This window comes from Aurantimonas litoralis (assembly GCF_026153195.1).
GTDB classification, from domain to species: domain Bacteria; phylum Pseudomonadota; class Alphaproteobacteria; order Rhizobiales; family Rhizobiaceae; genus Aurantimonas; species Aurantimonas coralicida.
Map to the genome: position 1 here is coordinate 399,340 of NZ_JAPFBM010000004.1, position 12,047 is coordinate 411,386.

At 68.0% G+C, this 12,047-nt stretch carries 16 protein-coding genes; 4 read left to right on the forward strand and 12 right to left on the reverse strand.

The annotated features are described in order from the left end of the window. Window positions 1-14 precede the first annotated feature (14 nt). Window positions 15-839, forward strand: a complete 825-nt coding sequence (locus N7I30_RS11710) for an inositol monophosphatase family protein (RefSeq protein ID WP_498638994.1) — start codon at window positions 15-17, stop codon at window positions 837-839. Between the two features lie 51 nt (window positions 840-890). On the opposite strand, the gene N7I30_RS11715 is transcribed toward N7I30_RS11710, so the two are convergent. From N7I30_RS11715 to purL, 4 genes are all read right to left on the reverse strand, one after another. Further along, window positions 891-2,165 (reverse strand): multidrug effflux MFS transporter, encoded by a 1,275-nt coding sequence (locus N7I30_RS11715; protein WP_498638996.1) that lies wholly within the window; start codon window positions 2,163-2,165, stop codon window positions 891-893. A 193-nt stretch (window positions 2,166-2,358) separates the two neighbouring features. Further along, on the reverse strand, window positions 2,359-2,706 hold the full coding sequence (grxD, locus tag N7I30_RS11720) for a Grx4 family monothiol glutaredoxin (RefSeq protein WP_009209030.1): 348 nt from the start codon (window positions 2,704-2,706) through the stop codon (window positions 2,359-2,361). Window positions 2,707-2,968: 262 nt separating this feature from the next. Beyond that, the gene (locus N7I30_RS11725; RefSeq protein WP_024348598.1) at window positions 2,969-3,202 is read right to left on the reverse strand and encodes a BolA family protein; all 234 of its coding nucleotides are present in this window, start codon (window positions 3,200-3,202) and stop codon (window positions 2,969-2,971) included. Window positions 3,203-3,303: 101 nt separating this feature from the next. Next, a complete protein-coding gene (purL, locus tag N7I30_RS11730; protein ID WP_498638997.1) occupies window positions 3,304-5,529 on the reverse strand; it encodes a phosphoribosylformylglycinamidine synthase subunit PurL in 2,226 nt (741 codons plus the stop codon). 222 nt (window positions 5,530-5,751) lie between these two features. On the opposite strand from purL, the gene N7I30_RS11735 reads away from it, so the two are divergent. After that, window positions 5,752-6,315, forward strand: a complete 564-nt coding sequence (locus N7I30_RS11735; protein WP_498639000.1) for a tetratricopeptide repeat protein — start codon at window positions 5,752-5,754, stop codon at window positions 6,313-6,315. 41 nt (window positions 6,316-6,356) lie between these two features. On the opposite strand, the gene N7I30_RS11740 is transcribed toward N7I30_RS11735, so the two are convergent. The 5 genes from N7I30_RS11740 to purC all read right to left on the reverse strand — a co-directional run bounded on the left by N7I30_RS11740 (window position 6,357) and on the right by purC (window position 9,050). Next, the gene (locus N7I30_RS11740) at window positions 6,357-6,758 is read right to left on the reverse strand and encodes a hypothetical protein (RefSeq protein ID WP_498639002.1); all 402 of its coding nucleotides are present in this window, start codon (window positions 6,756-6,758) and stop codon (window positions 6,357-6,359) included. A gap of 28 nt (window positions 6,759-6,786) precedes the next feature. Then, entirely contained in the window at window positions 6,787-7,206 is a 420-nt protein-coding gene (locus tag N7I30_RS11745; RefSeq protein ID WP_498639004.1) for a hypothetical protein, read from the reverse strand. Then, the gene (purQ, locus tag N7I30_RS11750) at window positions 7,203-7,883 is read right to left on the reverse strand and encodes a phosphoribosylformylglycinamidine synthase subunit PurQ (RefSeq protein ID WP_475362817.1); all 681 of its coding nucleotides are present in this window, start codon (window positions 7,881-7,883) and stop codon (window positions 7,203-7,205) included. Before purQ ends, N7I30_RS11745 begins: the two co-directional genes overlap by 4 nt. 89 nt (window positions 7,884-7,972) lie before the next feature. After that, window positions 7,973-8,215, reverse strand: a complete 243-nt coding sequence (gene purS, locus N7I30_RS11755; protein WP_024348592.1) for a phosphoribosylformylglycinamidine synthase subunit PurS — start codon at window positions 8,213-8,215, stop codon at window positions 7,973-7,975. 70 nt (window positions 8,216-8,285) lie between these two features. Continuing rightward, entirely contained in the window at window positions 8,286-9,050 is a 765-nt protein-coding gene (purC, locus tag N7I30_RS11760; protein WP_009209036.1) for a phosphoribosylaminoimidazolesuccinocarboxamide synthase, read from the reverse strand. Window positions 9,051-9,310: 260 nt separating this feature from the next. On the opposite strand from purC, the gene N7I30_RS11765 reads away from it, so the two are divergent. Together N7I30_RS11765 and N7I30_RS11770 are read left to right on the forward strand one after the other, a co-directional pair. After that, the gene (locus N7I30_RS11765; RefSeq protein ID WP_024348591.1) at window positions 9,311-9,628 is read left to right on the forward strand and encodes a DUF1476 domain-containing protein; all 318 of its coding nucleotides are present in this window, start codon (window positions 9,311-9,313) and stop codon (window positions 9,626-9,628) included. 1 nt (window position 9,629) lies between these two features. After that, the gene (locus N7I30_RS11770; protein WP_498639009.1) at window positions 9,630-10,400 is read left to right on the forward strand and encodes an HpcH/HpaI aldolase family protein; all 771 of its coding nucleotides are present in this window, start codon (window positions 9,630-9,632) and stop codon (window positions 10,398-10,400) included. Window positions 10,401-10,434: 34 nt separating this feature from the next. Here the strand turns inward: N7I30_RS11770 and N7I30_RS11775 are convergent, their stop codons facing one another. The 3 genes from N7I30_RS11775 to N7I30_RS11785 all read right to left on the reverse strand — a co-directional run bounded on the left by N7I30_RS11775 (window position 10,435) and on the right by N7I30_RS11785 (window position 12,024). Then, entirely contained in the window at window positions 10,435-10,995 is a 561-nt protein-coding gene (locus tag N7I30_RS11775; protein WP_009209039.1) for an RBBP9/YdeN family alpha/beta hydrolase, read from the reverse strand. Between the two features lie 64 nt (window positions 10,996-11,059). Next, on the reverse strand, window positions 11,060-11,809 hold the full coding sequence (locus tag N7I30_RS11780; protein ID WP_498639011.1) for an SDR family NAD(P)-dependent oxidoreductase: 750 nt from the start codon (window positions 11,807-11,809) through the stop codon (window positions 11,060-11,062). An 8-nt stretch (window positions 11,810-11,817) separates the two neighbouring features. Then, entirely contained in the window at window positions 11,818-12,024 is a 207-nt protein-coding gene (locus N7I30_RS11785) for a hypothetical protein (RefSeq protein ID WP_370193168.1), read from the reverse strand. Between the last annotated feature and the right edge of the window lie 23 nt (window positions 12,025-12,047).

Consider the following 12,047-nt stretch of genomic DNA (forward strand, 5'->3'; position numbering starts at 1 on the left):
GAAGGCCTTCCGTCATGACCGCACCCATCGATATCGACCGTCTGGCCCATATCCTGCGGGAGGCGGCGATCGCGGAGATCATGCCGCGCTTCCGCAATCTGTCGGAGGCCGACATCCGGCAGAAGACCTCGGCGACGGACCTTGTCACCGAGGCCGACGAGGCGGCCGAGCGCTGGATCGCCCGCGAGTGCCGGTCGCTGGCGCCCGACGCCCTGTTCCTCGGTGAGGAATCGGTCGCCGCCGACCCGGCGCTGCTGGATCGCCTCGACGACGCGGAACTGGCGATCGTGGTGGACCCGGTCGACGGCACGGCGAATTTCGCCGCCGGGCTGCCGCTGTTTGCGGTGATGGCGGCGGTGGTGCTGCGCGGCGAGACCATCGGCGGCATCATCTACGATCCGGTGGGCGACGATGTCATGATCGCCGAGAAGGGCGCCGGTGCGATCCAGCGCACGCGTTCGGGCGAGACCCGGCGGCTAACGACCGCCGCCGCCCTGCCGCTGGCCGAGACCATCGCCTGCATCAGCACGAGCTATTTTGCGCCCGACGAGAAGGCTGCGCTGCTGCCACGCCTGGCCGGCGTGAAGATCACTGGAAACTATCGCTGCGCCGGCCACGAATACCGGCTGCTGGCCTCCGGCGGTTCGCATTTCAGCGTCTATTCCAAGCTGATGCCCTGGGACCATCTGGCCGGCTGTCTGCTGGTCGCGGAGGCCGGCGGCCATGTCGGCAAGCCCGACGGCACGCGCTATACGCCGCGCGACAAGGAAGGCGTGGTCATCGCCGCCTGCGACGCCAGTGTCTGGACCGCCGCGCGCGACGGCCTGCTGCCGCGATAGGCGAGAGCGCCGGCAGGAGCCGGGGATCGCCCTGCCGCGTGCGGCAGGCTGCTATTCGGCGCCGGTGCTGGTCGGTGCGGTGGCGGTGGCCGGCGTGTCGTATTTGGCGTCGAACAGCCGCCCCTCGGCCAGCACCACGCAGATCAGCGACGAGACCGACAGGATGATGAAGCCGACCAGCATCGGCAGCACCGTGCCGTCGTAAAAATAGCCGATCGCCGCGCCGAACAGGCCGCCGCCGAAGGTCTGCATGAAGCCCAGCACCGAAGAGGCGGTGCCGGCGACATGGCCGAGCGGGTCCATGGCCAGCGCATTGAAGTTCGTGCCGATGAAGCCGAACAGGCAGAAATTCAGCGTCATGATCGGCACGAAGAACCACAGCGGCGCGGCGCCGCCCATGGCGTAGGCGACGACGAGGTGCAGCGCGGCCAGCGACAGGAAACCGATCAGCGCGCCGTGCGACAGCCGCCGCATGCCGAGTCTCTCGACGAGCCGCGAGTTCAGGAACGAGGCGGCCGACATGAAGACGGCAGTGGCCGAGAAGACGACGGTGAAGATCGGCCCAAGGCCGTAGAGGCCGGTATAGATCTGCTCGGCCTGGTTGATGAATCCGAACAGGACGCCGAAGATCAGCGCCGTGGAGACCGTGTAGCCGAAGGCGACGCGGTTGGTCAGGACGATGCGGAAGGCCTCGACGATGCGCTTGCCGGTGAGCTCGCGCCGGTCGTCGGGGTGCAGCGTTTCGGGCAGACGCAGGGCGGCCCAGACCGTGACGAAGGCACCGAAGACGGCGATCGCCACGAAGATCTCGCGCCACGATCCGAACAGCATGATGGCCTGGCCGATATTCGGCGCGATCACCGGGATCGCCATGAACACCATCATCACCAGCGACATGACGCTGGCCATGCGGCGGCCGCCGAAGCAGTCGCGCACCACCGAGATGGCGATGACCCGGGTGGCCGCCGCGCCGATGCCCTGCAGGGCGCGCAGCGCCAGAAGGATGCCGAAGGTGGGCGAGAAGATCGCGGCGATCGAGGCGAGGATGTAGACGGCGAGGCCGAAGAACAGGATCGGCCGGCGGCCGAACCGGTCCGACAGCGTGCCGTAGAGGATCTGCGCGCCGCCGAAGCCGAGGATGTAGGCGGTGATCACGAACTGGCGCTGGTTGGCGTCGTCGACGCCGAGGGCTGCGCCCATTTCCTGCAGCGAGGGAATGAAGATGTCGATCGCCGCCGCGTTGAGCGCCATCAGACAGGCGACCATCGTGACGAGTTCCCAATAGGGAAGCCCGCGCGTTTCGGCGTTGGGGGACGCGTTGGACATCATCAGCCTCGTGGGATCGATCCGCGCAGATGTATTTCGCACTGCACAAATCCGCAAGCATGGCTTAGCAATCTGGCGGCCTGAAGCGGGCGACGCTGTGTCAACCGAAAGCGGCCCGCACGCTCAAGAACGCACGGGCCGCGGATCGGGATATGGGGCAGGCGCGCGGGATGTCCCGCGGCGCGCCGAAGGGTCAGCCGGCGGCGGGCGCCGGCGCGGTGGTGGCGATGCCCTTGTCGACCAGGAAGGTCTGCAACTCGCCGGCCTGGAACATCTCGCGGATGATGTCGCAGCCGCCGACGAACTCGCCCTTCACGTAGAGCTGCGGGATCGTCGGCCATTCGCTGTAGGCCTTTATGCCCTGGCGCAGATCGTCGGTCGAGAGGACGTTCACGCCTTTGTACTCGAGGCCGAGATAGTCGAGAATCTGCACGACCTGGCCGGAAAAGCCGCACTGCGGGAAGGCCGGCGTGCCCTTCATGAAGACCACGACGTCGTTGGTCTTCACTTCGTTGTCGATCCATTCGTTGATGGCGGTCATGGATGCGGTCCTTTGCTCAGGGTTCGCGGACACTGGTGCAGCGGCTTTCAGCGCTTCTGCCGTGCGTCCATTTCAATCGCCTCGCTCGTCGAAAGCAAGGTGTCGGTCAGGCGGCCGGTCGGACCGGCACGCAAGCGCGCGGGCAATCCGCGCGGGGTTTGTCCTGCATCGTGCGGCCAAGTCGTCCGTCGTTCGGACGGCCAGCGCGGCACGATGCGAAATCGTCGGTGACGGGAAACCTCGTCCTCGTCACCCCGACATATTACTTCGGCGCGCTGGTTTGTAGGGCCAGGGCGTGCAGTTCGCCGCCCATGTTGCCCCGCAGCGCCTGGTAGACCATCTGATGCTGCTGGACGCGCGACTTGCCGCGAAAGCTCTCCGAGACGATCTCGGCGGCATAATGGTCGCCGTCGCCCGCCAGATCGCGGATCGTCACGTCGGCATCGGGGATGGCGTCCTTGATCATCGTCTCGATGTCGCGGGCGTTCATGGGCATGTGCTGGATCTCCTTCGGCCGGGTCCGGAATCGCGGCCGGGCCTGATGATAGGTATCGCCCGGTCCGCGATCAATCGGGCGGACCGGGGAGGGGCCTTCGCTCAGGCGGCGGCGGCCGGCTCGACGATCTCGCCGGACATGTAGGCCGGGAACCAGGTCTCGTGGGCGATCGTCAGCTCTTCCACCGTCAGGTCGAGGCGCCCGGCAACGACCAGCCGGTCGCCCTCGACGGTGCCGAGGCGGCGGATCGGCACGCCCGCTGCGGCGGCTTCCGCTTCCACCGCGGCGACGTCCCCGGTCTTCAGCGCGACGACGTAGCGGGCCTGGTCCTCGCCGAACAGGCGGGCATGGTCGGAGCCGTCGCCCGCATCGACGCTGGCGCCGCGACCGGAGGCCATGCACATCTCGGCCAGCGCGATGGCAAGGCCGCCGTCGGAGAGGTCGTGGCAGGCGGCGACCCGGCCGTCGCGGATCAGGCCGCGGACGAAGTCGCCGTGGCGCTTTTCGGCGGCCAGGTCGACCGGCGGCGGGGAGCCGGCCTCGCGGCCGTCGATCTCGCGCAGATAGACCGTGGCGCCCAGATGCGTGCCGTCGGCACCGATCAGCATCAGCGTCTCGCCATCCTGCATGCCGCCGATCGTGGCGGTGCGGCTGCGATCCTCGATCAGGCCGACGCCGCCGATGGTCGGGGTCGGCAGGATCGCCTGGCCGTGGGTCTCGTTGTAGAGCGAGACATTGCCCGAGACGATCGGGAAGGCGAGGGCCTCGCAGGCCGCGCCGATACCCTCGACCGCCTTGACGAACTGGCCCATCAGCTCCGGCTTTTCGGGGTTGCCGAAGTTGAGATTGTCGGTGGAGGCCAGCGGCTCGGCGCCGACGGCGGTCAGGTTGCGCCAGCATTCGGCGACCGCCTGCATGCCGCCCTGCAGCGGATCGGCCTCGCAATAGCGCGGCGTCACGTCGGAGGAGAAGGCCAGCGCCTTGGTCGGATGGCCGTCGACGCGCACCACGCCGGCGTCGCCGCCCGGCCGCTGCAGCGAATTGCCCTGGATCAGCGTGTCGTACTGCTCGAACACCCAGCGGCGCGAGCACAAATCCGGCGAGCCGAGCAGCTTGATGAGCGCGGCGCCGTAATCGGCCGGCTCGGCGATGTCGGCGGCGGCGATCGGTGCGGCCGGCACCGGCTCGATCCACGGCCGGTCGTATTCCGGCGCCTCGTCGCCCAGTTCCTTGATCGGCAGATTACCGACCTCGCGGCCCTCCCACATGATGCGGAAGCGCAGATTGTCGGTGGTGCGGCCGACCACGGCGAAGTCGAGGCCCCATTTGACGAAGATCGCCTCGGCCTCGTCGCGCTTGTCGGGGCGCAGCACCATGAGCATGCGCTCCTGGCTCTCCGACAGCATCATCTCGTAGGCGCTCATCTTCGCCTCGCGGACCGGCACCTGGTCGAGGTCCAGTTCGATGCCGAGGTCGCCCTTGGCGCCCATCTCGACGGCCGAGCAGGTCAGGCCCGCGGCGCCCATGTCCTGGATGGCGATGACGGCGCCGGTCTGCATCAGTTCGAGGCAGGCTTCCAAAAGGCACTTCTCGGTGAAGGGGTCGCCGACCTGCACGGTCGGGCGCTTCTCCTCGATGGTGTCGTCGAACTCGGCCGAGGCCATGGTCGCGCCGCCAACGCCGTCGCGGCCGGTCTTGGCGCCGAGATAGACCACCGGCAGGCCGACGCCCTCGGCCTTGGAGTAGAAGATCGCGTCGGTCTTCGCGAGGCCGGCGGCGAAGGCGTTGACGAGGCAATTACCGTTGTAGCGCGGGTGGAAATTGACCTCGCCGCCAACGGTCGGCACGCCGAAGGAATTGCCGTAGCCGCCGACGCCGGCGACGACACCGGCCACGACGTGGCGGGTGCGCGGATGGTCGGGGGCGCCGAAGCGCAGGGCGTTCATCGCCGCGATCGGCCGGGCGCCCATGGTGAAGACGTCGCGCAGGATGCCGCCGACGCCGGTCGCCGCGCCCTGATAGGGCTCGATATAGGAGGGATGGTTGTGGCTCTCCATCTTGAAGACCACGCAGAGCCCGTCACCGATATCGACGACGCCGGCATTCTCGCCGGGGCCCTGGATGACGCGCTCGCCCTTGGTCGGCAGGGTGCGCAGCCAGCGCTTGGAGGATTTGTACGAGCAATGCTCGTTCCACATCGCCGAGAAGATGCCGAGCTCGGTCAGGGTCGGTTCGCGGCCGATCAGCGCCAGGACGCGGTCGTACTCGTCCGGCTTCAGCCCGTGCGCGGCGATCAGTTCCGGGGTGATGGGGGTCTCGGCGTTCATGGCGTGTCCTGGGGCGACGTTCCGGCAAGGTCCTGCGCGCCTGTTACCATCTGGCGCGGCGCACACAAAGGGGCTTGGCCGGTGTTCCCCCGTTGCTGGCGGACATCCGGCCCGGCGAGCTGCCTGGCGGCGAGACGCTCTGCCGCACCCGATGCCGGTTTCGCGCCGGTCCGATCGATGGTCTCATCGTGTCGGGGGACCGGCACAGGCAGGGAGAACCCGATGGCGACCATGGCGAGACGAGCGGCTTTGCAGCTTGCCGCATCCCTGTGCCTCGGCCTGGTGGTCATGGCGGGTGCATCGCAGGACGCTGCCGCGGTGTTCTCCGGCGAGATGAGCCCGACCGTGCGCTCGGGCGATTCCGATTACGCAGATGGCGTCGAAGCCTTCGACGCGGAGAACTGGCCGGCCGCCATCACCGCCTTCGCCAAGGTCGTGGCGCGGCGGCCGCATCACGACAATGCCTGGACGCTGCTCGCCTATTCGCTGCGCAAGTCCGGCAATCACGAGCGCGCCCTCGACGCCTATGGACGGGCGCTGTCGATCAATCCGCATCACCGGGGCGCCATGGCCTATCTCGGCGAGGCCTATCTCGATCTCGGACGGGTGCGCGACGCCGGCATCCTCTTGATCCGGCTGCGCGGCGAGTGCCGGCGCGTGGCGCTGACCTTTTCCGACGGCACCTTCGAGAATGGCTGCCGCGAATATACGGCGCTGGAGGCCTCGATCCGCTCCTACAAGGACGATCCCGCGGCGCGGGTCGAGCCGGTCAAGCAGCGCTGGTAGGATCGGCCGGCGGTTAGACCGCCACCGTGGGTGCCTCGCGCCTAGCGCTGGCCCGCCGGAACATAGGCGATGTCGCCGGCCCGGCAGGGCGCCGTGTCGGCCGGGCGGCGCAGCACCAACGTGTCGTCGTCCACCTGCGAGATCGCATCCCCGTCGAGACGGCGGGTGAACAGGATCAGCGCATGGTCCATGCCGCCGCTGGCAGCCGGCGATCGCAGGCAGAGGCCATAGCCGCCGAGATCGCGGTCGGTCAGGAAGGTCGCGGACCGCTCGGCGCTGCGGCGGCGATAGATGCCGGCGGCGGTGGCGTTCGCATAGTTGATTTCGGCCGGGCCGGGACGTGCGGGGCCGGCAAAGGCCGGCGCGGCGACCGGGACGGCGAGCCCGGCCAGCGAGGCGGTTTCGCCCGACAGGCAGGCGCTGAGGGCGAAGCCTGCCAGCATCGCCGCTAGGGTCCGCAGGCGCCGCATGTCAGGCCGAGCAGCCATCCGCGCCGGCGCGCCAGCGGGAGAGGTCGGCGGAAATGCGGGCCGCGACGGGCTCGCCCATCAGCGGACCGTAGGTGTCGATGGCGGTCGAGCCCTTGCGGCCTTCGACGACCAGAAGGGGTTTCGATTCCGGCTTGCCGCGCGGCACCAGCAGGAAGCGCGGCCGGCCCGAGAAGGACGAGAGTTCCGGCGCGAGGCTGTAGGGCGCGAAGGCGGCGTCGCCGGATTTGAACCAGCAGCGATTGGCCGTCAGCGTCAGGCGTTCCATCCGGTCGAGACCGGTGTCGTCGCCCGCGGCGGCATCGCCGGTCGCAGCGCCGGGCTTGGCCGCGCAGGCGCCCAGCAGTGCGGACAGGGCGAGGGCGGCCAGAAGCGCGGCGGGCCGCAGGACGGGCTGGCTCACGCGGCGAGACGCGAGGTGATGCCGAGCGCGCTCTCGAAGATCGCGCGGCCGTCGGTGCCGCCATGCTCGGGTTCGATGAGGTTCTCGGGATGCGGCATCATGCCGAGAATGTTGCCGTCGGCGTTGACGATGCCGGCGATGTCGCGGATCGCACCGTTCGGATTGGTGCCCTCGGCGTAGCGGAAGACGACGCGGTTCTCGCCGTCGAGGCGGGCCAACGTCTCGTCGTCAGCGAAGTAGTTGCCGTCGTGATGGGCGACCGGGCAGCGGATGATCTGGCCGTCGGTGTAATTGCCGGTGAAGCGGGTGGCGGCAGTCACCACTTCGAGCTTCACCTCGCGGCAGACGAAGCGCAGCGTGTTGTTGCGCATCAGCGCGCCCGGCAAGAGGCCGGCCTCGCACAGGATCTGGAAGCCGTTGCAGACGCCCAGCACCGGCACGCCGCGCGCTGCTGCCTCGGCGACGGCCCGCATCGCCGGCGCGCGCGCCGCGATGGCGCCGCAGCGCAGGTAATCGCCGAAGGAGAAGCCGCCCGGAATGACGATGAGATCGACATCGGGGATCGTCGTCTCCGTCTGCCAGACCGTCTGCGGCGCCCGACCGGTGATGGCGGTCAAAGCGGCGATCATGTCGCGATCGCGATTGAGGCCGGGGAGAAGGACGACGGCTGTTTTCATGGGTGCGGCTCGAAAGGTGAGGACGATCCGGCGGCTGCCTCAGGCGACAGCCACCGCTCTGAACGGTCGAAACGAGGCCGTCGACGCTCTTAGGCGATCTCGACGGTGTAGTTCTCGATCACCGGATTGGCGAGCAGCTTGTCGCACATGGCGTCAAGCTGCGCCTGTGCGGTCTCGCCATCGGTGCCGTGGAGTTCCACGTCGAAGACCTTGCCCTGGCGGACCGATCCGACGCCGTCGAAGCCGAGATGGCCCAACGCGCCCTCGATGGCCTTGCCCTGGGGGTCCAGAACGCCGTTCTTCAGCGTGACGACAATGCGTGCCTTCATCACGATATCCGCCTGTCTCTCGAATAGACCAGTTTCAGCGCCGGTACCGGCTGCTTGACGGCACGGCGCCGCCTCACTTGACCAGTACCGGCCCCGAGGGGCGGGGTGGCTCGTTTTCGTTCATGATGCCGAGACGCCGCGCGACTTCCTGATAGGCCTCGACGAGGCCGCCCATGTCGCGGCGGAACCGGTCCTTGTCGAGCTTCTCCTGGGTCTGCACGTCCCACAGGCGGCAGGAATCGGGAGAGATCTCGTCGGCGACGATGATCCGCATCATGTCGCCCTCGAACAGGCGGCCCATCTCGATCTTGAAATCGACGAGCTGGATGCCGACGCCGAGGAAGAGACCGGAGAGGAAGTCGTTGACCCTGATGGCCAGCGCCATGATGTCGTCGATCTCCTGCGGGCTCGCCCAGCCGAAGGCCGTGATGTGCTCTTCGGAGACCAGCGGATCATCGAGCGCGTCGGCCTTGTAGTAGAACTCGATGATCGAGCGCGGCAGCACCGTGCCTTCCTCGATGCCGAGGCGCTTGGCCAGCGAACCGGCGGCGACGTTGCGCACCACCACTTCCAGCGGGATGATCTCGACTTCCTTGATCAGCTGCTCACGCATGTTGAGCCGCTTAATGAAGTGAGTCGGGATGCCCATCTTGTTCAGGTGGGAGAAGATGTATTCGGAGATGCGGTTGTTGAGGACGCCCTTGCCGTCGACAACCTCGTGCTTCTTCTTGTTGAAGGCGGTGGCATCGTCCTTGAAGAACTGGACCAGGGTGCCGGGTTCGGGGCCCTCGTAGAGGATCTTGCCCTTGCCTTCGTAGATACGGCGGCGACGTGTCATTATGCAGCTCTATCGTGGTGGAGGCGCCGGCCCTGGCCCGGCGCGAAGACGTCTGACGACTATGCCGCTCATTAGCCCAAACGGCGGACCTTAACAATCGTCGAGGGATGGCTTGCTCGGGAAGTCGTGCGGTTGTGCGCACAAATCAAGGGCGCAAGCGCCTGTTCACGGCCGAATGCGGCTTCAAAACATCGGCCGCAGCCGGTAAGGATCAGCTAGGCCGAAGGGTTTCGTCCGGCCGATTGTACAAGGAGGATACGATGTCGCTGAACGACCGCGAGCGGGACTTCGAGTCGCGCTACGCCCATGACCAGGAACTTCGCTTCCGTATCGAGGCCCGGCGCAACAAGCTGCTTGGCCTCTGGGCGGCAGAGCTTCTGGGCAAGACCGGCGACGACGCGAAGGCCTACGCACAGGAGGTCATCAAGGCGGACTTCATCGAGGCCGGCGACAACGACGTCTTCCAGAAGATCCGCAAGGATTTCGACGACGCTGGCGTGGACCAGTCGGATCACCAGATCCGGCGGCACATGGCCCAGTTCCTCGGCGAGGCCGAGACGCAAGTCCACACCGAATAGAATGGCCCTTCCCAAACTTCGCAGCCGCCTCGGCGAAGGCGGCTTCGTGCTGTCGTGCTGGCTCGGCATGCCCGAACCGCTCGTGCACGAGGCGTTCCTGCGCGCCGATTTCGACGTGGCGACCTTCGACGTCCAGCATGGCCTCTTCGATGTCGGCTCCCTGCGGGTGGCGATCGAGCGCGCCGTCCTTCTCGACAAGCCGGCGCTGGTGCGCCTGCCGATCGAGGACCGGTCGCTGGGCGCACGGTGCCTGGATTTCGGCGCCACCGGCCTGATTATGCCGATGATCGAGACGGCCGAGGATGCCCGCGCCTTCGTTTCGGCGGTGAAATATCCGCCGGTGGGCCTGCGCTCCTATGGCCCGACCCGCGCGGCGCAGCTGCACGAATACGGGAACCGCGGCGGCTACGTGCCCGAGGCCCGCACCGAGACGCTGGCCTTCGCCATGATCGAGACCGCCGCTGCCCTCGACAATCTGCCGGAGATTCTCGCCATCGAGGGGCTCGACGGCATCTTCGTCGGTCCGTCGGATCTGTCGATCGCCCTGTCCGGGGACGGCACGCTCGATCCGGGCAGCGAGAAGACGGAAGCCACGATCCGCGATCTCGCGGCATCGGCTACCGCGGCCGGCAAGATCGCGGCGATCTATGCGATGACGGCCGAGGACGCCAAGCGCTATCGCGGCTATGGCTACCGGATGGCCTGCGTCGGATCGGATTTCGGCGTGCTGTCGGCCGGGGCGTCCGCCCTGGCGAAGGCGGCGTCCGCCTGAGCCTGACCTGAAGTGCCTGGCGCCGTTCGCGGCGTCAGGCCGGCACGGTCAGCCGTGACATGAACTTGCCGAAGGTCAGGAGACCTTCCGGCCATGGCCCATGCCCGCTGTCGGCATTGATGTGGCCTGCCTCGCCGGCATCGATGAACAGCGAACCCCACGCGCCGGCAATGTCCTCGGCGCTTTCCAGCGACGAGAACGCATCGTCGCGACTGGCGACGACGACGCTCGGAAAGGGCAGCGGGTCGCGGGGATAGGGCCCGAAGGTCATCAGATGGCGCGGCCGGATCGCATCGTTCTCGACATCCGGAGGCGCGACCAGGAACGCGCCCGAGATCCGGTTGCGGAACTGCGGGATCGCCTGCACCGTGGCGGCGACGCCGAGCGAATGGGCGACCAGCACGATCGGCCGCGTCGATTCGTTGACGGCGTCGGCGATGGTCCGGGTCCAGTCGTCGCGCACCGGCTTGGTCCATTCGGCCTGCTGGACGCGGCGCGCGGTCGACAGCTTGCGCTCCCACCGGCTTTGCCAGTGGTCTTCGGGTGAGCCCTTGTATCCGGGCACGATGAGAATATCGGCATCTGCAACTCGCATCGGACCCAGATGCGGTCGGTCGTCAGGTGTGTCAAGGCGCGGCTTGCGAAACCCGTCCCGGTAGCTAACCAGTTGCTACCTTGAGAAGTTGTCGTGCGAGGGCAGGGGACAGGCCGACGAGGCGGCGCAGCAGCGCCGTCTGCCCGACCCATATCTCCGGCTCGGCCCGCCCCAGACCGCGCATGATCCGGTCCGCCGCCTTGTCCACCGGCATGCGGCCGCGCGGGACGCTTGCGGTCATCGGCGTCTCGACCACGGGCAGCAGGATCTCGGTGATGGCGAGCCGGCCGCCGGCCTTCTCGGCCTGGTAGCGCATCGACTGGGTGAAGCTGCGCAGGCCCGCCTTCGTGGCGCAATAGACCGGGTGGGGAACGGTCGGGGCGACGGCCAGCCCGCTGGTGTTGTTGACGATCATCGCGCTGTCCAGCCGGCTCAGCGGCGCGAAGAGACGCTGGCAGATGCGGATCGGCGCCCGCAGATTGACGGCGATCTGGGCCTCGGCGCGCGCGTCCAGCGTCGCGGGGTCGCTGCGGGCGAGGTCGCCCCGCTCGGAGATCCCGGCATTGTTGATGACGACGGAGAGGTCCGGATGGCGCGCGAGGAGGCCGTCGAGCGCGCCGTCCAGCGCCGTCATGTCGGCCAGATCGACCGGCTCGTGGATGAGCGACGGGTGAGGGGGATCGGGCGGGCGCCGCGACCAGACCACGATCTTGCAGTCCAGCGCCAACAGCCGCTCGGCGAGCGCGGCGCCGACACCGCTCGACCCGCCGGTCAGGAGGATCGTCCGGCCCGAAAGGGCAAAGCGCCGCGCCATTCGGGCCGTCAGTCAGCCGGAAGGGTGACGGGCGCTTCGTCCGAGGGGGGCTCGCTGGTCTCGGTCGAGACGCCGGCCGCGTCGCGCGTACCCTCGTCGGGGGTGGCGGTGAAGAACAGGAAATAGGCGATCGCGGCGACGACGATGACGGTCAGTGCGATCCAGAGCGTGTGGTGGCGCCGGTTCGGGCGCGAGGGGCCGCGGGGCGTGGACATGGCTCTTCCTCCCGGTTGATCGG

Coding starts and splice junctions, on each gene's coding strand:
- N7I30_RS11710 (WP_498638994.1), top strand. CDS start 15: ATGACCGCACCCATCGATATCGACCGTCTGGCCCATATCCTGCGGGAG.
- N7I30_RS11715 (WP_498638996.1), bottom strand. CDS start 2,165: ATGTCCAACGCGTCCCCCAACGCCGAAACGCGCGGGCTTCCCTATTGG.
- grxD (WP_009209030.1), bottom strand. CDS start 2,706: ATGACCGCCATCAACGAATGGATCGACAACGAAGTGAAGACCAACGAC.
- N7I30_RS11725 (WP_024348598.1), bottom strand. CDS start 3,202: ATGCCCATGAACGCCCGCGACATCGAGACGATGATCAAGGACGCCATC.
- purL (WP_498638997.1), bottom strand. CDS start 5,529: ATGAACGCCGAGACCCCCATCACCCCGGAACTGATCGCCGCGCACGGG.
- N7I30_RS11735 (WP_498639000.1), top strand. CDS start 5,752: ATGGCGACCATGGCGAGACGAGCGGCTTTGCAGCTTGCCGCATCCCTG.
- N7I30_RS11740 (WP_498639002.1), bottom strand. CDS start 6,758: ATGCTGGCAGGCTTCGCCCTCAGCGCCTGCCTGTCGGGCGAAACCGCC.
- purQ (WP_475362817.1), bottom strand. CDS start 7,883: ATGAAAACAGCCGTCGTCCTTCTCCCCGGCCTCAATCGCGATCGCGAC.
- purC (WP_009209036.1), bottom strand. CDS start 9,050: ATGACACGTCGCCGCCGTATCTACGAAGGCAAGGGCAAGATCCTCTAC.
- N7I30_RS11765 (WP_024348591.1), top strand. CDS start 9,311: ATGTCGCTGAACGACCGCGAGCGGGACTTCGAGTCGCGCTACGCCCAT.
- N7I30_RS11770 (WP_498639009.1), top strand. CDS start 9,630: ATGGCCCTTCCCAAACTTCGCAGCCGCCTCGGCGAAGGCGGCTTCGTG.
- N7I30_RS11775 (WP_009209039.1), bottom strand. CDS start 10,995: ATGCGAGTTGCAGATGCCGATATTCTCATCGTGCCCGGATACAAGGGC.
- N7I30_RS11780 (WP_498639011.1), bottom strand. CDS start 11,809: ATGGCGCGGCGCTTTGCCCTTTCGGGCCGGACGATCCTCCTGACCGGC.
- N7I30_RS11785 (WP_370193168.1), bottom strand. CDS start 12,024: ATGTCCACGCCCCGCGGCCCCTCGCGCCCGAACCGGCGCCACCACACG.